Source organism: Trichothermofontia sp. (assembly GCF_053493415.1).
This window is the reverse complement of record NZ_JBRCAD010000004.1, coordinates 1-22820: the sequence shown is the minus strand read 5'-3', so window position 1 is coordinate 22820 and position 22820 is coordinate 1. Positions and strand designations below refer to the sequence as shown.

At 50.5% G+C, this 22820-nt stretch carries 24 protein-coding genes; 8 read left to right on the top strand and 16 right to left on the bottom strand.

The features are described from left to right. The first annotated feature begins 271 nt into the window (after window positions 1-271). The 8 genes from ACWIUF_RS00540 (at window position 272) to cas5d (ending at window position 9471) form a co-directional block, all read left to right on the top strand. Entirely contained in the window at window positions 272-817 is a 546-nt protein-coding gene (locus tag ACWIUF_RS00540) for a Uma2 family endonuclease (RefSeq protein ID WP_448570218.1), read from the top strand. Window positions 818-849: 32 nt separating this feature from the next. After that, window positions 850-3021 carry a type I-D CRISPR-associated helicase Cas3' gene (cas3, locus tag ACWIUF_RS00535; protein ID WP_448570217.1) on the top strand — a complete coding sequence of 724 codons (2172 nt, stop codon included), beginning with the start codon at window positions 850-852 and terminating at the stop codon, window positions 3019-3021. 213 nt (window positions 3022-3234) lie between these two features. Continuing rightward, complete coding sequence (locus tag ACWIUF_RS00530) at window positions 3235-3486, top strand: hypothetical protein (RefSeq protein ID WP_448570216.1); 252 nt, start codon at window positions 3235-3237, stop codon at window positions 3484-3486. Window positions 3487-3553: 67 nt separating this feature from the next. Then, window positions 3554-3805, top strand: a complete 252-nt coding sequence (locus ACWIUF_RS00525) for a DUF433 domain-containing protein (protein WP_448570215.1) — start codon at window positions 3554-3556, stop codon at window positions 3803-3805. Continuing rightward, the gene (locus tag ACWIUF_RS00520; protein ID WP_448570214.1) at window positions 3802-4158 is read left to right on the top strand and encodes a DUF5615 family PIN-like protein; all 357 of its coding nucleotides are present in this window, start codon (window positions 3802-3804) and stop codon (window positions 4156-4158) included. The genes ACWIUF_RS00525 and ACWIUF_RS00520 overlap by 4 nt, the downstream gene beginning before the upstream one ends. Before the next feature lie 78 nt (window positions 4159-4236). Further along, window positions 4237-7677 carry a type I-D CRISPR-associated protein Cas10d/Csc3 gene (cas10d, locus tag ACWIUF_RS00515; protein ID WP_448570213.1) on the top strand — a complete coding sequence of 1147 codons (3441 nt, stop codon included), beginning with the start codon at window positions 4237-4239 and terminating at the stop codon, window positions 7675-7677. Between the two features lie 61 nt (window positions 7678-7738). Continuing rightward, the gene (gene cas7d / locus ACWIUF_RS00510) at window positions 7739-8749 is read left to right on the top strand and encodes a type I-D CRISPR-associated protein Cas7/Csc2 (protein ID WP_448570212.1); all 1011 of its coding nucleotides are present in this window, start codon (window positions 7739-7741) and stop codon (window positions 8747-8749) included. 2 nt (window positions 8750-8751) lie between these two features. Next, complete coding sequence (gene cas5d, locus ACWIUF_RS00505) at window positions 8752-9471, top strand: type I-D CRISPR-associated protein Cas5/Csc1 (protein ID WP_448570211.1); 720 nt, start codon at window positions 8752-8754, stop codon at window positions 9469-9471. Between the two features lie 99 nt (window positions 9472-9570). On the opposite strand, the gene ACWIUF_RS00500 is transcribed toward cas5d, so the two are convergent. The 16 genes from ACWIUF_RS00500 to ACWIUF_RS00425 form a co-directional block, all read right to left on the bottom strand. Then, on the bottom strand, window positions 9571-9696 hold the full coding sequence (locus ACWIUF_RS00500) for a hypothetical protein (RefSeq protein WP_448570219.1): 126 nt from the start codon (window positions 9694-9696) through the stop codon (window positions 9571-9573). A 57-nt stretch (window positions 9697-9753) separates the two neighbouring features. Next, window positions 9754-10497, bottom strand: coding sequence for a hypothetical protein (locus ACWIUF_RS00495; RefSeq protein ID WP_448570210.1), 744 nt, complete (start codon window positions 10495-10497; stop codon window positions 9754-9756). Further along, window positions 10491-10799, bottom strand: coding sequence for a hypothetical protein (locus ACWIUF_RS00490; RefSeq protein WP_448570209.1), 309 nt, complete (start codon window positions 10797-10799; stop codon window positions 10491-10493). The genes ACWIUF_RS00495 and ACWIUF_RS00490 overlap by 7 nt, the downstream gene beginning before the upstream one ends. Then, window positions 10783-13290, bottom strand: coding sequence for a COR domain-containing protein (locus ACWIUF_RS00485; protein ID WP_448570208.1), 2508 nt, complete (start codon window positions 13288-13290; stop codon window positions 10783-10785). Before ACWIUF_RS00485 ends, ACWIUF_RS00490 begins: the two co-directional genes overlap by 17 nt. A 38-nt stretch (window positions 13291-13328) precedes the next feature. Next, window positions 13329-13763: a type II toxin-antitoxin system VapC family toxin gene (locus tag ACWIUF_RS00480; RefSeq protein ID WP_448570206.1), complete on the bottom strand. Its 435-nt coding sequence runs from the start codon at window positions 13761-13763 to the stop codon at window positions 13329-13331. Beyond that, the gene (locus ACWIUF_RS00475) at window positions 13745-13978 is read right to left on the bottom strand and encodes a hypothetical protein (protein ID WP_448570204.1); all 234 of its coding nucleotides are present in this window, start codon (window positions 13976-13978) and stop codon (window positions 13745-13747) included. Before ACWIUF_RS00475 ends, ACWIUF_RS00480 begins: the two co-directional genes overlap by 19 nt. 346 nt (window positions 13979-14324) lie before the next feature. Continuing rightward, window positions 14325-14669: a HepT-like ribonuclease domain-containing protein gene (locus tag ACWIUF_RS00470; RefSeq protein WP_448570202.1), complete on the bottom strand. Its 345-nt coding sequence runs from the start codon at window positions 14667-14669 to the stop codon at window positions 14325-14327. Beyond that, window positions 14666-14956: a nucleotidyltransferase family protein gene (locus ACWIUF_RS00465; protein ID WP_448570200.1), complete on the bottom strand. Its 291-nt coding sequence runs from the start codon at window positions 14954-14956 to the stop codon at window positions 14666-14668. Before ACWIUF_RS00465 ends, ACWIUF_RS00470 begins: the two co-directional genes overlap by 4 nt. A gap of 59 nt (window positions 14957-15015) precedes the next feature. Next, window positions 15016-15660: a Uma2 family endonuclease gene (locus tag ACWIUF_RS00460; protein ID WP_448570198.1), complete on the bottom strand. Its 645-nt coding sequence runs from the start codon at window positions 15658-15660 to the stop codon at window positions 15016-15018. A gap of 97 nt (window positions 15661-15757) precedes the next feature. Next, the gene (locus tag ACWIUF_RS00455) at window positions 15758-16027 is read right to left on the bottom strand and encodes a hypothetical protein (protein ID WP_448570197.1); all 270 of its coding nucleotides are present in this window, start codon (window positions 16025-16027) and stop codon (window positions 15758-15760) included. Between the two features lie 36 nt (window positions 16028-16063). Further along, the gene (locus tag ACWIUF_RS00450; protein WP_448570195.1) at window positions 16064-16714 is read right to left on the bottom strand and encodes a Uma2 family endonuclease; all 651 of its coding nucleotides are present in this window, start codon (window positions 16712-16714) and stop codon (window positions 16064-16066) included. A 50-nt stretch (window positions 16715-16764) separates the two neighbouring features. Further along, window positions 16765-17229, bottom strand: a complete 465-nt coding sequence (gene bcp, locus ACWIUF_RS00445) for a thioredoxin-dependent thiol peroxidase (RefSeq protein WP_448570194.1) — start codon at window positions 17227-17229, stop codon at window positions 16765-16767. A 168-nt stretch (window positions 17230-17397) separates the two neighbouring features. Then, window positions 17398-18054, bottom strand: a complete 657-nt coding sequence (locus tag ACWIUF_RS00440) for a tetratricopeptide repeat protein (protein WP_448570192.1) — start codon at window positions 18052-18054, stop codon at window positions 17398-17400. Between the two features lie 157 nt (window positions 18055-18211). After that, window positions 18212-20128, bottom strand: a complete 1917-nt coding sequence (gene dnaK / locus ACWIUF_RS00435) for a molecular chaperone DnaK (RefSeq protein WP_448570191.1) — start codon at window positions 20126-20128, stop codon at window positions 18212-18214. 290 nt (window positions 20129-20418) lie between these two features. Beyond that, window positions 20419-21072 (bottom strand): Hsp20/alpha crystallin family protein, encoded by a 654-nt coding sequence (locus tag ACWIUF_RS00430; protein ID WP_448570190.1) that lies wholly within the window; start codon window positions 21070-21072, stop codon window positions 20419-20421. Window positions 21073-21310: 238 nt separating this feature from the next. Further along, window positions 21311-22498, bottom strand: coding sequence for an NAD(P)H-quinone oxidoreductase subunit H (locus ACWIUF_RS00425; RefSeq protein WP_448570188.1), 1188 nt, complete (start codon window positions 22496-22498; stop codon window positions 21311-21313). Window positions 22499-22820 lie beyond the last annotated feature (322 nt).

Below are 22820 nucleotides of genomic sequence, written 5' to 3'. Positions count from 1 at the left end.
GCGGACAAAGCTGCTTCAAGATCAATTTGACAAGCTTCGGGAATGAGGCTATCATAGAACATCATTTTTTATTTGTTAGAGGACAGAATACTGCATTCTGTCCTTTTTTTCCATCGCTTAACCTAACTTTCAACACTTCTGTGCTTAACCACAAGATACGTGCACTTAATTGATCGTCTTTTTTGCCGTAGTGAGGGACTGGCCATTGACTCAAGCCAATGGCTGGTGGGATGTTAGGCTCCCTCAGTCACTCACTAGGCTGGGGTTGACTTTGCGCAAAAAATTCACAGTCGAGCAATATGAACGGATGATTGAGGTGGGAATTCTGACCGATCGCGATCGGGTTGAATTATTCCAGGGGGAAGTGCTCGTAATGGCTCCGGTGGGGCCTGTTCATACAAGCTGTGTCAATCGTTTGGCGGAATTATTTGTACAGATGTTGGCGGAGTGGGTCACCGTGCGGGTGCAAGGTCCGATCCAATTGGGGTTAGATTCATTACCGCAGCCGGATTTGGCGATACTGCGGTGGCGATCGGATTTTTATACGGGGGGCTATCCTCAAGCAGCGGATGTGTGGGCGTTGGTCGAGGTGGCGGATACGACGATCGCGTTTGATCGATCAGTGCGAATGCCGCTCTATGCCCAGGGGGAGATCCCGGAGGTGTGGGTAGTGGATCTAACGATGGGGGCGGTGCATGTCTATCGGGAACCCTGTGCAGCAGGCTATCAACGGGTACAAATTTTTTGCCAAGGGGAAGCGATCGCGTTCCAGGCGTTTCCGGATGTGCCGTTTACAGTTGATCAACTGTTGGGCTAGGTGCGAGTAAGGCTTTTTTAACGGGAAAATCTATGCATTCAATTCATCTGAAACCCGTCTACTCTTGCCCTGCGATTGAGGTTCCTCCTGGAATCCATTTGCCGGAGGGTTGGCAATTATCTTGGCATCAGCTTGAGACTCTGAAGGCACTACGTGATCCCAATATTGATGTGGTGTTCAATTCAGCGATGACGGGGGATGGTAAGAGTTTGGCTGCGTATTTAGATGTTTTACAGGGAGAATGCTATGTGATCGCGCTCTACCCAACTAATGCCCTAGCGCGTGACCAGGAGAATCAGGTACAGGACTACATTCACCAATTTCAACCAGCCAATACACCACGGGTTAACCAATTGAGTGGGCCTGAGTTAGAGATTTATGTTGAGAACGAGGGCTTACGGAAGGCAAGTGCGATCGCGTCTCGTTCTGGCCAGTCGGAAGTCCTGATCACTAACCCAGATATCTTTCATTACCTGCATCGAGGTGCTTATTTAACGTCTAAGGATAATCCCGATAAACTCTGGAATCGAATTGATAAAGATTTTGATCTGTTTATTTTTGACGAGTTTCATATTTTTGCTGCTCCCCAAATTGCAAGTGTACTGAACACGATGTTACTGATGCGATCGACAAATCGCCAGAAGAAGTTCCTCTTTTTATCGGCAACTCCCAGTGGTACACTTCGCCAGCGTTTGAATCAGGCTGGCTTTCGATGCCGGTTTATCGATCCTATTGATGAGGGTAAGTACCAGTTTCCCGATACATCCGCAGAAAGCAAGACCTTAGCGGCTGCCCACTGGCGGCAAGTAACCCATGCGATCGACTTAACCTTTGTGCCACTGGAGCCAGCGAGTAAGGCTTCTGAAACTTGGCTGAAGGAGAACCAGGAATCGATCCTCAATCAGTTTCTATTGCATCCTGGGAGTAAGGGGGCCATCATTCTCAACTCGATCGCAGCGGTGAAACGGCTAATCCCACTTTTTAGGAATCTCTTTGCTCAGCAAGGGCTAACGGTGCGAGAAAATACGGGTTTATCAGGTAGTCAGGAAAAAGCCGAATCGCTAGCGGCTGATTTGGTCATTGGTACCAGTACGATCGATGTAGGGGTTGATTTTAAGATCAATTTCCTGATCTTTGAGTCGTCAGATGCGGGTAACTTTATCCAGCGCTTAGGGCGATTGGGTCGCCACAGTGGCTATAAACAAGATGGGCAGGATATCCTGTTTGATTGTTTTCAAGCCTACGCTCTAGTCCCCAACTTCTTTGTTGAGCGATTGTTTGCTGGGGAAGAAGCGGTTTTAGCCGATGGAGATGTGTGCGATCGTATCCATTTCCAAACCCTTGTTCAAGAGAAATATCGACGGATTAATGACTTTGAAGGGTATTACAAACGTTGGGGAAGTGTCCAGTCGGTTTACCTCGCTAAACAACTGCGGCACCCTAATCTGCAACAGCAATATGCCAGCTCTTTGCAAAACTTCCATGATGCCTGTGAGCAGGTCTTTGGCGTTAGCCTGAGGCAGGTGGGTGGGCGGATTGGCGGTTGGGCTGCTGATTGGCAACGCCTTTCCGGTAAAAAGGGCAATCCGATCGCGGATGAGGCGACGAGCTTTCGGGGATCGAGTCCTCTGCAATGTGGGTTATACGATTTGACTGAGCCAAACGCGGGCGATCGTTTCAAAACCTATGACCTTCCGGGTATCCTCAGTAACCTGGACATTGAAATGTGGAGTAAGGCGGCATTTCTAGGAATGCTTAAGGAAACAGCTACCCGCACGGGGCAACCTATTCCTAAGGGGCGCTTTGAGTACTGCCTGGGTTTCATGAAGCTAAGAAGCTACCGCGAAGAGCGGCTGAACTGGAGGTTTACCTACCCTGGTGACCTGCAACCGATCGCGGATGCTTATAAGGTGCAGGTGTTAGTGGGGCTACAGGTTTGGCAACCTGACAATCCCTGGGTAGGTTCCATTAATCGTCGTCTCCAGTCTCAGGCGGTGGTGGGCTATGTGCTGCGGAAACCAGTGCGAGAGGTCCGTCTGCGGTTGCAGCTACCGATGCACTTCCAGATTTACCCCATCAGTGATCTCCACAGTCTGCACGACGCCAACGCGCCCTACTCGGTGGCTTTCGGCCAGTCAGCCCTGCTGATCGACACCCTCGCCCACCGATTCCGGCAGGAGGGAGGTGAGCTATGGGTGGCATAAAGTATTGGGCAGGGGAGGAACCGACTCGGCACTTAGTAAGTCATGTTTCAATCCCTAGGAGGGCTTTTATATCAAGGCTTTGTGCTGTTCGCGCTAGCGCCTCCCCTGCTAGAGATCAGCATATCAGACAGCCAACAGATTTTTGCAATGGTCATGACATACTAAAAAGGATGTGCTAGAATCCTGATCAAAGATGCACAAGAGGATCAGACCATGCGGCAACCCAACCTAGACCTCGACTTACTGCGCAGTTTTATCGACCTGATTGAGGCTGAAAGGACCCGCAACAGTTTTCAAGACAAGCGAATTCGGGAAGTTGAGCAGAAGCATGCGAGCTTAGAAGACCGCGTCTCATCAATGGAGTCCATCATCGCAGCATTGAGATATAGCGTGGGGCGTAGCACAGAATTGGAATTCATGGAAAATCCTTACTCTCTAGAGGGCAGTCCACGCTGCGACTACTAAAGCATCTCCCGCAAAGCAAGCACCCTAACCTAGCCCACGAGATAAATTGTTTACGGAGACACCTATCATGAATGATCAAGAGCTACTGAAGCGTATTACCACTAACCCGCAGATTTTTAACGGCAAACCCATCATCCGGGGGCGTCGTCTTGCGGTTGAGCATGTTTTAGGGATGTTGGCAGCCGGGGATACGATCGAAACCCTTTTAGAAGGTTATCCCTGGCTGGAGCGGGAAGACATTTTAGCTTGTCTTGCCTATGCCTATCGGTTAGTTGCCCATGAGCGGATCGAACCACTACTTGTGGAGACAGCACAGTGAGAATTCTCCTAGATACCTGCGTCTGGGGTGGGGTAAGTTCTGCACTAAAAGTTGCTGGCTATGACGTCGTTTGGGTTGGTGACTGGGAGACCGATCCCGGAGATGTCAGCATCTTAGCAACTGCCCATCGAGAGGCTCGTACTTTTATTACCCTTGATAAAGATTTTGGCGAACTAGCGATTGTTAAAGGAATTCCTCACTGTGGTATTGTTCGGCTAGTTGGGCTTAATGGTCGGCAGCAAATAGCAGTCTCTTTGCGTGTACTTGAACTCTATGGTAATGAATTAATATCAGGTGCCATAATTACTGCTGAACTAAAACGAGTAAGGATTCGTCCTCCTAACCAAAATTGAAATATTCCGATGCAGATATGACCGATTTTATAATTAGCTGTGTCAACTGATGTTACTCAAAATATCTAGGAGAAGTCCATGTCAAATAATGCTGATGATGATTTTGATTTTCTAGATGATGACTATGGCTTTGATGAAGATGGTAATAGAACTGTAGAACCTGCTACACGGGGACTACTAACGCTCAAACTGCTGCGAGAAGCAGTTCAAGTCCAGAATCCTGATGATAGCGTGATGCAGGACTTTGCCGAAACAGTCTTGCCTAATCTGCTGAAATACACGATCGGGGTAACGGCTAAAGGCGGTAAATTCTTTGCGGAATATCTCGATCGCGTGGTTAACCCTAAGCGAATTGCTGAGGGCAAGGAACCGATTCGCCGCGATAACGCTGCTGATCAATCGCTCAATACGCACCTGTTGAATGGACTCTTTCCTGCCAACCTCATCGAGCGACGGTTGCAGCATCTCGATACAACTGTTAAACGTTTAGTCAGAGAGCAAGAACGTCGTCTTCTGATCGCAGGCTTTATTCTGCATGACTTTGAGAAATTTGACTACGATCTGCTTCCCAAGATGCCAGAGGCTTTTCGGGCTATCCGACGCGATCGCTCACAGGATATTCGTAAACGCCCGATCGCAGAGCATCGAGCAATCATTACCGTCCTTGTCCAGGCTTTAGATCTAGACATCTTTATCTGTCGCGATCGACCAGAGGATTGGGGGCAGTACCTTGATGATCTACTATTTTTGGCCTACAACGCCCAACGACGCAATGACACAAATCTTAATCTCAGTGAAGAGAGCCTCAATCCTGTTTTGCGCGATCGTACCCTGCGCTGCCTTTCAGATCTTACTTGTCTCGCCGATCGTCTTGCCTCGATCATCAAGCACCCTCAAGATGCCGAGAACCCTGGCCTCAATGACATTATTCACGGTCTCAGCGATGGACAACTACGATTTACCTATCATGCTATTTCCGAAAATCGGGGGGTGCTGACAAATGTGCTCAACAACGCTTTGATGGATGCTCATACCAGTCTAAATACTACTGCTCAAGAGCAATATACCCCGCTGTTGTATTTGCCCACAGGTGTAATTTACTTAGCCCAGCGTGACGCACCAGTTGTCAGCACCAATACCCTGCCCGATCGCGTAGTGGCTAGTATTAAGGATCTATGTTCAGGGCAACTACGTCTCCGGCAAACTGGGTTTGGTCGTGACGGCAAAGGGATGAAATATGCCGACTATTACAACCTATTCTTTGATGACTCTAGCTTAATGAGTGTGGCTTTGAGTGCAACCTTACGCATCCTCAACTCGAATAAGGGATCAGTTGCCAGTAAACGTAGTGAAAATCTAGTTGCCTTTCAGCAACGGGGAGTATTGTCTGCTGGCTACGACTTTACCTTCAATGACGATATTCGCATTGACCAACTAGCAGAATTTGGAGATCTTATAAGCCGCAAAATCTGGGGTGAACGCTTTAATCAACTAGAAGAGCTAATCAAAGAGGGAGCTAAAGAGCGTAAAAGGAAGAAGAGTTTACCTGAATTGCCACCTATCCCTGAGGCTTTATTGCCTGACAATATCATTCACAAAGTAGCTGAGTTTTGGGACCTCTCTGACTATTTACCGCAGATCCGCGAGATCCAAGGGATTAACGAAAAGCTTAAGGAACTTAAGCTCAAGGGCAACACTGGCGGCGTTCCCTACGAGTGGTATTTTCTTGCCGCTAAGTTTCTAGCCCAAAATCCTGGCATTGAGGATTTGCATGATATCTGTCGTGAGGTTATTACCTACGTTACGCAGCTTACGCAACCTGTTATAGCCCAGTATGAACTCCCCGATGGCTGGGGGGATGTCCGGGATTGGGTTAGTAAAGTTATTATGCTGCCAGGGCAAGTGCAGGAACTCTCGACTGCTGAGCAAGTTGAAGTCTTTTTGAAAGAACTGAGCTACTACAATGCTGCCAAGAAACCAGGACGAGGACGGCAGATGATTTGCTCCATTTCCCACTCACCCTATTCCGTCAGTGAGCAGATGGAATCGGCTGTGCTGTTCACCCCACAGGTCTATACCAACAAGCAACATCTAGGGGGTTCTAATGCCAAACGTAATATCTCTAGTATTGCGGGTATTGAGATGATGCTGCGGCAAATTTTGATGAATCAAACTCAAGCTGTTGGTAAGCGCTTTGAAGATGGTAAATATCGCTATCTCTATTTCTATCCAACCTACTACTTCACCCCAGAAACCAACTCATTTCTACAGCGAGCCTACAGTACTATCGCCCAAACTCGCTTTGATACCAGCATCCGTAACCACTTCATCAATAAACAACTAGAGGCAGATTTCAGTCGTGAACAGTATCAAACTGTCGATGCCTTTCTCATGGATGAAGCCTTGGCCCAGCATAAGCAACTGCCGGAAGATGACCCCAACTTTAGACGCGATCGCACCTTCAAGCTTTCCTATCCCAACAACAAGCCCTTAACTTTCTATTTTATGGCGCTACCCCCAGGCCGGGATAGTACAGATACGGAATCTTGGGTAATGCCTAGTTGGTTAGCCTTTGCCTTTCCAATGATTTTGGATGTGAAGACTGTTGTCTCGGAATCACCCATTCCACCCTTTACGGATGGGGCCGAATTTGAGGAAAGTGTCTTTCTCGATAGTGCGCCCCATGCCTTCCGCACATTGGTTGGGCAAGATCGCTTTCGGTTAGACACTATTCTCGAGGGTTGGACGGATGAGAGCGGCATCAAGCACCCTGCACCGTTAAATACGCTAACTGCGGCCTATGCTATTCACATGGATGTCCATGCCAAACAGGGAAAAGGCGGCTATGACGCTAACTGGGGGCGTTTCACGGAATTGGCAAAAGATCTTGAGACTAGCCCACTGTATGTTTTTTCCTATCTCGCCAAGTGGAGTCGAGGACAGAAAGTTGACGCACCTAGCCCTCAAAAAATTAGACTTTACGCCTATCACTTTTATCCCTGTTTTGATCCCTATGCTACCTATCAATTTGACCAGGAGGAATGGACTTTGACTCCCAACTCACCGATCAACCACCCGAAAAAGTTGACTGATCTCTATCGGCAATTCTACCGGGCTAACAAGCGCTACAACCCTAAAGCAAATGCGGTTCTCAAGCCCATTGATATTGCTGCTGATACGATTCTCAATGCTGAAACCAGTATGTTCCATGATGAGGCCCTAGTGACGGTGGTTGCGGCTGCGGTCTTTAAGCTGATGGATCGGGTTCATGCATCTACGGCTGAAGGGCGTTGGGTGATCAGCGATCGCGAGAAGGAACGCCAACTTGTTCTAGACTTTGCCCGCTATTTTGTCATTGACGTTTTTGAGAAAGCTTTTGCGGGCGATCGTGCTCGCCTAGCGGGTCGTCAACTTAATCTCATTCGTGATACCTGCGAGTTTCTCTATCGTCTAGAACAAGACAAGGAGAACCAAGAACTCAAAGTCCAAGGCGAAGTTCTCCAGGATGAGACTGAATAGTCATCAGTAAATCTTTTCCCTTCTACTTGACTACCCTTTTAACTACCACAAGGAGATCAAAATGGCTCTGCTAAAATCCGTTGATGCTAAATTCTTCCACACGGAAATCCCCTACAAACCAATGGGCAAGTACGCCCACTTTTTGACGGTGCGCGTCACTGAGTCGTACCCACTGTTCCAAACCGATAGCGAACTCAACAAAGCCAGAGTACGGGCAGGCGTAACAGACAGGAGCACTATCAGCCGCCTTGCCATGTTCAAACGGAAGCAGTCTACTCCTGAACGCCTAGTGGGGCGAGAACTGCTGCGGACCTACGGTTTTGTCAAGCCGGATGAGTGTGAATACAACGTTGAGTTCGGCATGGATAACCCTGACTGCATTATCTATGGGTTTGCGATCGGCGATTCTGGATCTGAAAAGTCGAAAGTGGTTGTTGATACCGCTTTTTCCATTACTGCTTTTGATGAATCTCACGAAACTTTTACGCTTAATGCCCCCTTTGAGAACGGTACGATGGCATCCAAAGGAGAAAAAGGCTCAAAACCCGGTGAAGTTACCAGTCGTATTAATCAGCAGGATCACATTCGACCACAGGTTTTCTTCCCCAGTATTATCACTCTCAAAGATCCTACTGAAGCCAGCTTCCTCTATGTCTTCAATAATATCCTGAGGACACGCCACTATGGGGCACAGACGACGCGCACGGGTCGAGTCCGGAATGAATTAATCGGTGTCGTGTTTGCGGATGGTGAAATTGTCAGCAACCTGCGTTGGACTCAGGCAATCTACGACCAAATGCAAACGAATGGTACTCTCAAGGCTCCTGATCCTTTAGATGAGAATGATGTGCTGCAAGCAGCAACTACTGCGATTCAATCTCTCATGGCTGAGGAGTTTATTGTGCATACTGATTTGATTGGTGATGACTTCCAATCGCTGCTGACTGAGGTGAAAGTTCTAACAGCAAGCGAGACAGGCATTCGTTCTATCTTGAAACAGGCTGATGATGAGGCCAAGGCTTACGCAGAGAAGCACATTGGCAAGAAGAAGACGGCTAGCGCGAGGTCATAGCCATGCCCCATATTTATCGCGCTACGTTAGAATTGCACGACAGTCTTTACTTCGCTACGCGGGAGATCGGACGGCTCTACGAGACGGAACCTGTGCTGCATAACTATGCTCTTTGCTATGCCCTAGGTCTGGTAGATAGCGAAAAATATGCCACTACCGTCTCAGAAGACAACACCTACCGCTACTTCTGCCCAGAGCAGGTACCGCAGTATGAGGCGCACCTTACTCCTCTCAATCAGCAGGGGATTTATGTCACACCAGCTAGGGCTGTCCGTCATGCGACAGTCTTGAATACCTGGAAGTATGCTGACAACCGCTATCACGTTGAAATGCAGAAAACCCAGAAGAACATCCCTAGTTTTGGCCGTGCCAAGGAAATTGCCCCTGAAAGTCAGTTTGAATTTTTTGCCATTTCTAAAAATCCCCTCTCTTTTCCTCGTTGGATTCGGCTAGGGAAATGGATGAGTAAGGCAGAGATCAAAATCAAGGAATTGCCTAAACCCAAGCGTAATTCTGCACAGATATTCTTATGGCCTTACCCACTCAATCCATTGGATGTGATGTTCACTAATCAAGTGTTGAGCTATGACACCATCAATATGCCCCCCGTCAGCCTAATTCGTAACGTGCAGATGCTAGGTGATTTCTACACCTTTGAAGGACTGAGTGAACCCTTAAAACTACCCGCTAATATGGAATACCGATTCAGCAACGCACCATGACAGGTCACGAACTTATCGCGTCCCTTTCCCAATTTGCCCCCAACACCCCCGTCGTCGTGCAGGGCGCGGATGTGTACCATCGTTATGCCTACCCCATACTTATAAGTCACCTGGAATTACTATAGCTAATCCATTAAAGGCTGCACCGTGGGGATAAGAGTAAACAACAGCACCCAGATCACCTTGGTGGAGTCCTTGATCTGGGAAGTCGCGAGTGAGGAGCACGGTATCTAGAGCTTGAATGCTGGGTCTAAGCAGGGGGTTCACGGAGGTTTTCCTAATTCAGGCTCCTTGCTTGGGATCTTCACTCATTTTATCGAGGTAGACGATCGCGGCTTTTCCCCAGATGTTTTCTTCAAGATAATAGTTGACGATTTCATTGAGGACTGCTTTTAGGGCTTGGAGGTGGCGTTCTGGATTCAGAATTTGCTGGCGGAGGGTGGCGAGTTTGTGGGTGGGAGTTTGGCGGATTTCGGTGAATTCGGCGTCGATAATGGCGAGGGCTTCAGTTTCGGTGTTAACGGTGGGATATTGGGTTTGCAGTTGGGTGATCAGGGTTTGGATATCGTTGAGGACGGCTTGTAGTTCAGGATTAACCGTCTGGTTATTTTGGATGCCAATTTGATCGCCATGAAGGGTGCTATTAACGTTAGCAATACCGACAGAATTGTTGAAGTTAATGGTTGACATGGGGGTTACCTGGATTGATTGGATTTGCTGGAGCCAAGCAGTGAGCCATTGGCTGGGAAATTCAAGGGGCGGCGAATAAGTTCGGCTGGTTTCGTGGTGGTGAGCTTGTAGACATTCCCATTGCAAGAGGATATCGGACAAGATTTCGCGTAGGGCTTGGGTGGCTGGGGTTTGATCGGTTTTATGGGCACCTTCTAGGAGTTGCCAATGGAGGGTTTCGGCCCACTGGACAAGGGTTTGGCTGGTGAGTTGATGGGTGATCACTTGCTGCAAGTGTTGCACAAGGCTGGATTGCAGTGATGCAGTGGGGGTGAGGCGGGTTTGAGTATCTACCATCGTTCGGTTTCCTTGCCGGTTAGGGGGTCGATTTCGATGTGGCCGAGGTCTTGGGGGGTTTTGGGGTGAATACGGATAACGCGGTTTTGGTGGTCATAGCTTTCGTACCAGGTGCGGCGGACGGTGCCGGTGAAATCGACTTCGACGACGAGGCGGGCACCTGCGGTTTTGCCAGGGAGTTTGGCAGCTTTATAGGTGCCATAGTAACGAATTCGCTGGTTGGGGAGAATGCGGAAGCAGTCATAGGCGGCGGCACGGCGGGGGTGGTCGGGGATGGCGTTGGGGTCAATCACACGGTTCACGATCGCTCGAATCAATACCAGTTTGCTGTCCGGTGGTGGTCCCCTCAATATTCACAATACCTACAGATTCATGGAAGTGGGTATGGTAGTGAGAGCTACGAGCGCGATCGCTTTGATGGGGATCTGAGCAGTTGATTGGAAGAGTGGCATCGTCAATTAAGCTCCTCACACTCACCATTTTGAAAGGCTTTCTCCGACATTGAATCTGATCTTGTTGGTTATCCATAAACTCATAAAGATCCTTCAATTCATAGAAGAACGGTTCTTGGCTACCTTTGCAGGTGTTGCAGTTGCAGGGGACGAGGGTGTTGTATTTGAGGCGTTCGTAGGTGGCGTGGATTTTGTCGAGTTCGTGGCGGACGGTGGTGAGGAGGTCGCGTTGGCGGTAGCCGGAAACTCGGATGCGGATTTCGCCTTTGTGGTAGCGGTAGCGTTCGGTAACTTCGGCTCTGGCTCCGTCTTTAGCAAGGACAACGCCGGTTTTCCAGACGAGGGTTTGTTGCTCGATCCAGCGGTGCATTTCGACGATGAAGCGGGTGAGGATGCCTTTGGGCATGAATTCGTATTCGTAGCGCAGGAGTAGGTTTTGGCGATCGTCCCAATCGTAGTCGGGGGATTCGGGGCTGAGGAGTTGGGGGGCGATGTAGGTGCCGGGTTGGCCGGGGATTTCGTAGCAGAGTTTGAAGTTCATCATCAGGCGCAGGAGTTCGCGGTGCATGGGGGCGTATTTTTCGTCTTGCCAGATGGTGGCGAGGTCGGCGCGGGTGAATTTGCCCCGGTTTTGGTTGACTTGGGGGTTGCGCAGGACTTTGTAGACGGCATCGGTGCCCCAGGTGGGTTTGAGGATGACGGTTTTGGCGAGGAGGTCGTCGGCTTGGAAGTGGAGGCAGACGCCGAGGTCGTGGAGGTAGCTGCTGAGTTGGAGTTTGTCTTCGTTGCGGGTGAAGCCGTTGTCTTGGCAAATCTGCAGGAAGATTTCGACGGGGATATGGTTGCGCGGGTCTTGTTCGAGGACTTCCCGGACTTTGACCCAGGTTCTGGGGAGTTCGTCGCCGACGTGGGGGAGGTGAGTGATGTAGTGTTTGATTTGGGTGAGGATTTCGGGGAGGCCGCGATTGGTGGCGAGGTTAGTGGCGAGGGTTTCTTTGAGGTTGGTAAATTCGCCTCGGAGTTGCCGTTCGTCGATGCTAAGGGGGATGTTTTGTTTTTCGTTTTTGATAATCAAGAGGGGGCTATTGTCACTGAGGAGTTCGACGATTTTGAGCCAGTAGTAAAAGTCGGTATCTTCTTTGCGAGCATCGGCAACGAGGGCATAGAGGGAGCGTTTGGTGAGGAAGAATTGATGGGTTTCGTGGTAAATCTGCTGACCGCCAAAGTCCCAAATATTAACGCGAAATTCTTTGCCATTGTCTAGGGGAAAGCGATATTGGATAATGTCGATGCCATCGGTAGAGGTTTCATCGGGTTGGAGTTCGTAGGTTTCATCTTCAATTTTCTTGGCTAGGGAAGTTTTGCCTGCACCTGCTTCACCGATGATTAAGAGTTTGGCTTCATAGAGCCTATCAATGGATTGTTCCCATCGTTGTTGATAGAACCTTAGAATCTCTAGACCGTCTTTCCATCGAATTTCTGGTGGTAGTGTCGTCAGGGTATTACCAAAAAGGTTAAACTGAGTCAATTTAGTTAAACGACCGATCGACTCTGGTAAACTCGTCAGTTGGTTATGGCTAAGGTCAAGTGTGGTTAGTTGGGTGAGTTGACCGATCGATTCTGGTAAACTCGTCAGTTGGTTGCCACTGAGGTTAAGTGTGGTGAGTTGGGTGAGTTGACCGATCGGCTCTGGCAAACTGCTCAGTTGGTTGTTGCTGAGATCAAGCGTGTTCAGTTGAGTGAGTTGGCTGATTGATTCTGGCAAACTCGTCACGTGATTATTGTTAAGACCAAGATAAGATAGGTGAGATAATTCGCCTATTTCTTCTGCCAATATTTTTATTTCATTATAGCCAATATATAACTTTTTAAGTTGATTAAGTAGAGCAATTTCTTTTGAAATTTTAGTTAGTGAATTCTGCCATAAATAGAGAATTTTTAGGTTTCTTAATTTGCTGATTAGAAACCAGTATTCATCACTGACATGGAAATGACTTAAGTGAAGTGTGCAGAGGTTAGCAAGATTACCTATTGATTCAGGTAATTTCCTTAGTTTGTTCTGCCAAAGTTCAAGTTCTATAAGATTATTCAATTGCCCAATAGATGTTGGTAGTTCAGATAGTGGATTTTGATTGAGGCTTAGTATCTCCAAATTGCTTAGACAACCAATCGATTCTGGAAGTATACTTAATTGATTGCCACTTAGGTTCAACTTTTTTAGCTGTGTCAATTTGCCGATTGATTCTGGCAGTTCGGTCAATCTCTTCCAGGAAAGATCTAGGCTAGTTGCATCTTCCTGAGCAGCTTTTTCAATTAATTGCTGTAATTCGTCATTAGTCATAAAAATTCAATTCAAAATTCAGAATGCAAAATTCAAAACTAGGAAGGGGTAAAGTCAGTGATAGGTTTGAGGGTAACACCACTCGCCGAGGCTGCTTGTGCTTGACGAGCATCCACAGTAACCAGCGGACAATTCAAGTCGAGCGCAAGGGAGACATAAAAAGAATCATAGACCGTCAGTTGATATCTCAGGCCAATTTCTAGAGCATGGGATAGCAGCACATGTGCAGGAAAAATCTGGAAAGGCAGATCCAAAAAATCTGTGAGTATCATCTCTGCATCGGTCTGCGGTAATCCATCAAAACGGACATGCTTCCAGAGAATATTGGCACATTCCAACAAACAAAATTCTGGAATATACAGAAAATCCCCACGCGCTAAGCCAGAGATTAAATAGTTAGCCTCTGTTGTGTAAACATCGACATCAAGATAATGCCCCAACACACTCGCATCCACTACATACCTTGCCGCCATTGCTCCCGCTCCTCAATGATCCGTTGGCTAGCGGTGGGCGTTCCGGGTGGTGGGGTCCAGCGGTGACGATCGATCGAAGCCATAGTTTCTCGGAGCTTATCCACATCGATGATCGCGGGCGGGGACTGCTGCCCCCGAAGTTCCTCCCGCACTACCTGCCGAATCAACGCCTTCAGATCCGCAACCGTCATATCAGCAACCTTAGGGGATGACATTGCCACGCCTGACCTCCTGATGGGATGAGCCTTGGCTCAATTTTAACCTGCCTTACTTAGATCCCCTGCCCAGTCGCGTCACCGTACCGAGGCGGCAAAACAACCTGTTGCCAATCAGTCACCCTTGCCCCCAAATAGCTATTGCTTCAAGGCTGTTGTCGGATACCAGTTCCTTCCACCGCCATAGCCTGTCACTCTGATGACAGAGGATGGACCATCATTGCCGTTAGCGTCGCCAGTAATCGTGATCGATCGTCCCTAGCTAAACATTTAGCAAGGCTCAACACTTCTTCATAAGTAGACATAATCGTTACCCCTGTTAGAGGCTAAGGGGATATCTGTAGATTCAGTCAGCGGGTGGCATGGACTTCAGCATATTTTCTATCTTGTGTCTCAGATCCTGTAGATCCTGCTCGATAACCGCCCAAACAATATCTAAATCAACCTCAAAGTAATTGTGGGTCAGGATGTTTCTCATACCAATGATTTGTATCCACGGAATTTCTGGATTTCGATCCCTCAAATCTGAAGAAAGCGCACGAGAGGCTTCACCAATAACCTGAAGATTTTGAGTAAACCAGGCTTGAATCAACTCACTTTCCTCAAAAGCCTGCCGACCCTGAACAGCATAGCGATCAATGCGGTCAATCGCTTCCAAAATATCCTGTGACTTCTCGCGATCGCTTCTCATAGGGGAATCGCTTCCTTCAGAACGCGATCGCGAATTCGCTGACGTAAGCCTTTCTCAGTTACAATATCCACCCGACAGCCTAGCAAACTCTGCAATTCCATCAATAGCCCACCCAAATCCAGCAAACTACGCCCCACCTCCATTTCCACCAAAAAGTCAACATCGCTATTTGAATCAGCTTCTCCCCGTGCCACAGAACCAAAGATACGCACATTGTAAGCACCATATTTGGCCGCCAGGTTCAGAATTTCTGCCCGTTTCCCCTGTAAACGTGCTTCAAGATTCATACGCTGTGTAACTGACCTCCTGGTGAGATTAGCCTTGGCTCAATTGTAACCTGCCTGACTTAAGGGGTTTGAAATTGCGTTAGCAGCCAAGCCCCAACCTGCGATTGATCCGTTTCCCAACTCCGGCGTAACGCTTCCTCCAAAATCGCCAACTCCAATCCCGGTAATACCTGGGAAACTTGAATCCGGTGACTCCCACGATCGCGCATTGCATAGGCCATCAACTGCGCATTATTCACATCCACTACCCAATACTCAGCCACCCCCAATTCTTCATAGAGCGATCGCTTCGTACCCAGATCATCTAACAGTGTTGTTGCCGACACCTCAATTACCAGATCCGGAGCCGGGAAGCGATGCAAATCAATAATCGTTGTGCCGCGTGGAATCAGTTGTGCGCGATCGCCAATGTAATAAGACACATCCGGTTGACACTCACCAACCCCCGCTTTGCGATAGCTACAGTTTGGCAAAATTTTGAGCGGGATACCCCTGACAATTCCAAACAGATTCACACCTAGGGAAAGGGTCCCATCGTCAGCAGCATGATCATGACCTACCGGTGACATCTCCAGCCTCATGTGTCCGTGATAGTAATATCCCCGCGCCGTAACATAGGCCGGATCAGCGATCGCCTGTAAATATTCCTCCCAAGAGGCCGCCACCCAACTATCCGTCGGTAACCGCGTTTGTAAATTCACCATTCCTCTAATCTCCGCCGTGTAAACATTACCATCAAGCTAATATCCCATCGCGATCGCTTCTCATATTTGGGCAGACTTCAAAACAACCTACTGCCAATCAGCCACCATCGCCCCCAAATAGCTGTTGCTTCAATGCTGTCGCCGTGATACCGCGATCGCGCCCAGCATAATAATCTTGCAGCGCCGCCTCACTCTCAGCAATTTCCGCCGCCGACACAACCTCATCAGTCCCTTCCACGACCACAGCCTGTAACTCTGATGACGGAGGATTGGCCATCATCGCCGCTAGCGCCGTCAGTAATCGAGCGCGATCGTCCCTAGATAGACGTTTAGCAAGACTCAACACTTCTTCATAAGTAGGCATCATCGTTACCTCAATAAATCATGGACTTAGGAGCCTTAATTAGTTTCCCAGTGTTTGAAACTGTGTCAGCAGCCAAGCCCCAACCTGCGATTGATCCGTTTCCCGACTCCGGCGCAACGCCGCCGCCAAAATCGCCAACTCCAATCCCGGTAATACCTGGGAAACTTGAATTCGATGACTCCCACGATCGCGCATTGCATAGGCCATCAACTGCGCATTATTCACATCCACTACCCAATACTCAGCCACCCCCAATTCTTCATAGAGCGATCGCTTTGTACCCAGGTCATCCAATAACGAAGCCTTCGCCACCTCAATCACCAGATCTGGAGCAGGATATTGCTCTAAATTAATAATCCCCGTCCCCCTCGGAATTACCCGCGCCCGATCGCCCAAATAATACGACACATCCGGCTGACAGTCCCCACCCCCCGGCTTACGCAACGTCACCGTATCTAATCCTGTCACCGCCACCCCCCGTAAGGCCGCAAACAAATTCACTGCAAAAATAATCACCACATGATCCTGGCCATGATCAAAACTCACTGGTGACATCTCTAGCCTCATGTGTCCGCGATAGTAATAGCCCCGCGCCGTGGCATAGGCCGGATTAGCGATCGCCTGTAAATATTCCTCCCAAGACGCCACCACCCAACTATCCGTCGGCAACCGTATTTGTAAATTTGCCATTTCCCCACCTCCTTCCCGTGCGATCGCGGATCTTCCCAGTAATCAATGCGCTAAGCGTCTACCAATCCCTGCAAAACTTCGGTTGCATGGGTGTCGGGTTTGACCTTGCGATAAATCTGCGCGATCGTGCCATCCGGCGCAATCACAAACGTATGCCGGAACACTCCCATATATTCCTTACCCATGAACTTTTTCAGCCCATAACTCCCATAGGCCGTCGCCACCTTTCCCCCCTCATCACACAATAACGGGAACGGCAACTGATATTTATTAATGAACTTTTGATGGGCCTTGGCATCATCCGTGCTGATCCCCAGGACCACCACCTCCCGACCTTGGAACTCCGGATAGGCATCCCGAAAACCACAGGCTTCCTTGGTACAACCAGAGGTGTTATCACGGGGATAAAAATACACCACCACTGTTTGTCCCCGAAAATCAGCCAAACGTACTATCTTCCCGGTTGCATCGGGGAGCGCAAAATCAGGAGCCGGGTCGCCAATACTCAATGTCATAGGTCCAATGTTGCGTTTACGATAAGGACTGCTTTAGAAGACGACTAAAGTCGTTACTACAAACTTAAAATAATGTCCGGGACAGCTAAACGCTAAGGTTGGTAGTTGCGGTTAAAACCGCGATCGCACTTTCTTAACGCCTTTTTTGCGCTGGCTAGCCGATCGTTGCTACTGCGATCGGGCCGCCGATCGCGCCCGCTGCAAAATCCGATCAATCCGTTGAGCTTCCGCCACGTCCCCCAGCACACTGTATAGTTGCTTAGCCTTTTCCAGTTGTCCGATCGCCTCTGGGACTTTCCCTTGATAGGCTAACGCCAGGCCCAAGTGTTGGTAGGCTTCCGGATCGGTGGGATTCAACGCGATCGCCTGTCGAAAAGCGGCTGCCGCTGGAGCATACTTACCCTGACTAGCCAACGCAATCCCCAGGTTATTATGGGTTTCAAAATTACGGGCATCGATCGCCAGTGCTTGTCGGAAAATAGCTTCCGCTTCCGCGAAACGTCCCTGCCGCCCCAAGGCAATCCCCAAGTTATTGTGGGCATTCTCATAGGCTGGAAACAGGGCGATCGCTTCCTGGAACAGGGCGATCGCCTCCCCCAGCGCTCCCCGTCGGGCTGCGGTAACCCCGCGATCGTTGAGGGCTTGGGCTTGCTCCATCGCTTCAGGAGTGGGAGCGGGACTGGCAGAACTCGGTGTCGTCAGCGTGGGAACGGCATACCCCTCCCCCATCTGCGCCGCCCAGATGGGACCCGCACTCAAACTCGCGACGGCACTCAACCCCGCCAACCCGACTGAATACCACAAGACTTGGCAACGTTGGCCCATAAGTTATGCCTTTACATCTCAAGCGTTAGCATCAACCGGATCTTAGCAAGATTACTGGGTAGATAGGGGAGCCCAAAAAATCCCCACCCACTAGCGGTTTCTAGGGATGGGGACAGGGGATTTCAATCAATTGTCCAAATCAGTTGTTAACGTCGTTCTACTTAGTTTCCGAGAACTCCGCATCAATCACATCATCATCGGCACTGCCGCTGCTGCCACCGCTGCTGGCTCCACCACTACCCCCAGGCGGAGGGGGACCGGCTTCACCGCCACCCGCTTGCTGATAGATGCTGCTGCCGACGCTGTATAACGCTTCTTGCAGTTCCGTCGTCAGGGTCTTGATGCGATCGTAATCTTCCTTGCTGCTGGCTTCTTCTAGATCTTTGATCAGGCCATCCAGCTTGGTCTTGTCGGCAGCGGGGACCTTGTCGCCCAGCTCTTGCAACTGCTTCTTGGCCTGGTATGCCAAGGAGTCGGCTTGGTTCTTAAGGTCGATTTTTTCGCGCCGTTCACGATCGGTGTTGGCATTGGCTTCAGCCTCCTTCACCATCCGTTCGACCTCATCCTGCGGTAGGGTCGAAGCCCCCGTGATGCTGATCGACTGCTCCTTACCAGTGCCCTTGTCGCGGGCGGTAACATTGAGAATCCCGTTAGCGTCGATGTCGAAGGTGACCTCAATTTGCGGTACGCCACGGGGTGCGGGCGGAATGCCATCCAGACGGAAGGTCCCCAGGCTCTTGTTATCCTTCGCCAGTTCCCGTTCCCCTTGCAAGACATGGATTTCCACGTTGCTCTGCCCATCAACAGCAGTGGAGAAGGTTTCGGCCTTCTTGGTCGGGATCGTGGTGTTGCGGGTGATGATCTTGGTCATGACCCCACCAAGGGTTTCTACCCCCAGAGACAGGGGCGTGACATCGAGGAGCAGGATGTCCTTGACTTCTCCAGCCAGCACCCCACCTTGGACGGCAGCCCCTACGGCCACGACTTCATCCGGGTTCACACTTTGGTTGGGATCTTTGTCGAGAATCCGCTTCACCAATTCTTGGATGGCCGGAATCCGGGTGGACCCCCCAACGAGGACAACCTCATCGATATCGTTCTTGGTCAGACCCGCATCCCGCAGGGAGTTTTCCACCGGCACCCGGCAGCGATCGATCAAGTCGGAACACAATTCCTCAAACTTGGCCCGCGTCAGGGTCATTTCCAGGTGCTTGGGACCGTCAGGGGTAGCCGTAATAAAGGGCAGGTTAATGTCGGCTTGGGTGACGCTGGAAAGTTCAATCTTGGCCTTTTCCGCCGCTTCCGTCAGCCGTTGCAGGGCTTGCTTGTCCTTGCGCAGGTCGATACCCTCATTGGCCATGAAGGTTTCGGCCAGGTGATCCACGATCTTCTTATCAAAGTCGTCCCCGCCGAGGTGGGTGTCGCCACTGGTGGACTTCACTTCAAAGAAGCCATCATCCACTTCCAGGATGGACACGTCGAAGGTTCCCCCCCCCAAGTCAAAGACCAGGATGGTTTCGTTGGCCTTATTCTCCAACCCGTAGGCGAGGGCCGCTGCCGTTGGTTCATTGATGATCCGCAGTACTTCTAACCCGGCAATCCGACCGGCGTCCTTGGTGGCTTGCCGTTGAGAATCGTTGAAGTAGGCGGGAACCGTAATAACCGCCTGGGTCACCTCTTCGCCGATGTACTTGCTGGCATCTTCCTTAAGTTTGCGCAGGACTTGAGCAGAAATTTCCTCCGGTGCAAACTGCTTGCCAGCGGCGGGGCAATCGAGTTTGACGTTGCCGTTGACATTCAGGACCTTGTAGGAAACTTCGGTCGTTTCATGGGTGACTTCATCAAACTTGCGGCCAATGAAGCGTTTGACGGAATAGAAGGTATTTTGCGGGTTCATCACCGCTTGGCGTTTGGCGATTTGGCCCACAAGGCGATCGCCATTTTTGGCATAGGCCACTACAGAGGGGGTGGTCCGAAAGCCTTCTGCGTTTGCGATGACCGTCGGTTTACCCCCTTCCATCACGGCAACGCACGAGTTTGTCGTTCCGAGGTCGATTCCAACAACTTTTGCCATAGTCTTGCTCTGACTCCATTCAAGCTGAAAATTTTCTGTTTTTGCGTTTGGGATACCGTTGGATAGCGTAACCAGTCGGTCGTAACCGCAGTGAGGCGGCTTCTTAGTGGTTGATGGTCAGTGGTTAGTGACTCGTCGTTATTTGGGGGTGGGGTTGTGTGGCCCACCTCACTTGCCGCTTGCCACTGCACTTAAGAAATGGCCTTGACTTATATTGATTGGCCTTTACCCCGAAGATGAAGGGGGGTTTACCGTACCTGGGGATTGCGGTTACGGGAAATCGCAGCCCTTTAAGCACTCGCCGCCCAGGGATCTGCTTCGATTTCGGGCGTTTTGGGACCGGGTAGGGCAATCACGGCTGGGGGGGCATCGGCCACCGGAGCGGGATCGGGGTTGGCGGCAGACGGGGCCAGTTCTTCCCTAGCCGGGGGGGCTGATGCGATCGCGACCTTCACCGTTTTGGGCGGTTGGGCCGCTAACTTGGGGATCTGGAGGGTTACGATTCCGGCTTGGCGATCGCTGGTAATGCCGTGGGGATCGATCGCCACACCAAATTGCAACGTCCGGGCAAAGGGACCATAGCGGAATTCCGACCGGCCCTGCCCCGCTGTTTCCGGGCGACGACGTTCACCATAAATCCTGAGGGTGGTTTGCGTCGCCTCCAGGTTAATGTCTGCCCCAGGCACCCCTGGCAATTCGATCTGGAGCGTGAATTGGGTTGGGGTTTCTGTGACCGCGATCGCGGGTTGCCATGCCGTTACCGCCGCTGCGGAGGTTGGCGAGCTGGGTTGCGCTGGTTGTTCTGCGAGCGGTGGTGTTTGGATGTCGCGCCCAAACTGATCAACCCAACGGGGCGAAACTTGCACTTCGTAACGCGGTTGATAGCGTTGGCGCGGTTGCGGGCGGGTATAGGGGTAGGGTTGGCGATAGTAAGTACGGATCATAGGACAACTCCTGTTAGGGGTGGCGCGGTGAACGCCCGTAGACTCTGGATGACATTGGGCTACTTCTCCACTTTAGGCAGCCGTCTTGCTAGCCACATTGGGGCAAACCGTAACCCTTGGGGCGTAGTTGCCCCCAGTCGCCATGATCCCTCGTTAGTCGCAACAACCCTAGTCGTTGCCGGCTAAAGCAACGTTAGAAAATCGATCGCTGACCTCCCAACTTCGGCCAAGCAGCGGGTTAGCGATCGACCGATCCCATAATCACGTCGATACTCCCCAGAATGGCCACAATATCCGCCACCTTCATCCCCCGGAGTAACTGGGGTAGGATTTGCAGGTTATTGAAATCGGCGGCGCGAATCTTCCAGCGCCAGGGAAAAACGGAATCATTCCCCATAATGAAAATCCCCAGTTCGCCCTTACCGCTCTCAATGCGAACATAGTGTTCACCCGCCGGGATCTTAAAGGTGGGCGCAACTTTCTTGCCAATATATTGGTAGTCAAAGTCGTCCCATTCTGACTTTTTACCGCCAGCCAACATCCGCTTGGCTTCCAGGTTTTCGTAGGGGCCGCCAGGGATTTGAGCAAGGGCCTGCCGCAGAATCTTAACTGACTCGCGCATTTCCCGAATTCGGACCAGGTAACGGGCGAGGCAATCCCCGGCAGTTTCCCAATGGACTTCCCAGTCGAAATCGTCATAGCACTCGTAGTGATCCACCTTGCGCAAATCCCACTGAACGCCAGACGCCCGCAACATGGGACCCGACAGCGACCAGTTGATGGCTTCCTCGCGGGTGATGACGCCAATCCCCTCCACCCGACGCCGGAAGATGGGGTTATTCGTGATCAGCTTTTCGTACTCATCCACGATCGGCAGGAAGTAATCGCAAAAATCTTGACACTTGTCGATCCAGCCATAGGGCAAATCGGCGGCGACCCCACCAATGCGGAAATAGTTATTATTCACCAGCCGGGACCCGGTTGCCGCTTCCCAAAGGTCATAGATGAGTTCCCGTTCGCGGAAAATGTAGAAGAAGGGGGTTTGGGCACCAACATCCGCTAAGAAGGGACCCAACCAGAGCAGGTGGTTCGCAATCCGGTTGAGTTCCAGCATGATCACCCGGATGTAGCTGGCCCGTTTGGGGACCGGGATATTGGCTAGTTTTTCCGGTGCGTTGACGGTAATCGCCTCGTTGAACATCCCCGCTGCGTAGTCCCAACGGCTGACGTAGGGGACGTACATGACATTCGTGCGGCTTTCGGCAATCTTTTCCATGCCTCGATGCAGGTAACCCAGGACGGGTTCACAGTCAATCACGTTTTCCCCATCCAGGGTGACAATCAACCGCAATACCCCGTGCATGGAGGGATGGTGGGGACCCATGTTGAGGATCATGGGTTCGGTTCTGGTCTCAATCCGTGTCATCGGTGGCTATCCCTTGCCGTTGGCGATCGTTTGGGTGGGTCTGGTTCAGCGTTCACTTTGCCAGGTCTGGCTGGGGGGTGAGGCTGAGGGTTAGTAAATTGTGCTTAACAATTGTGTCTAACATTATAGGGAATAGACGGTCCCCTGGAAGAATGGGGTTGGCGATCGCGGGATTTTGGCTGACGCCGATGGGCGCGGGTGGGAACCACGAAGACACGAAGGATTACGAAGGGAAGTGCGGTATGATTTTTTCCCATGTGCCGGTTTTGGCGCAGGCATTGGTGATGGGGGTGGGCGTGCGTCCGGGGGGGTTGTATTTGGA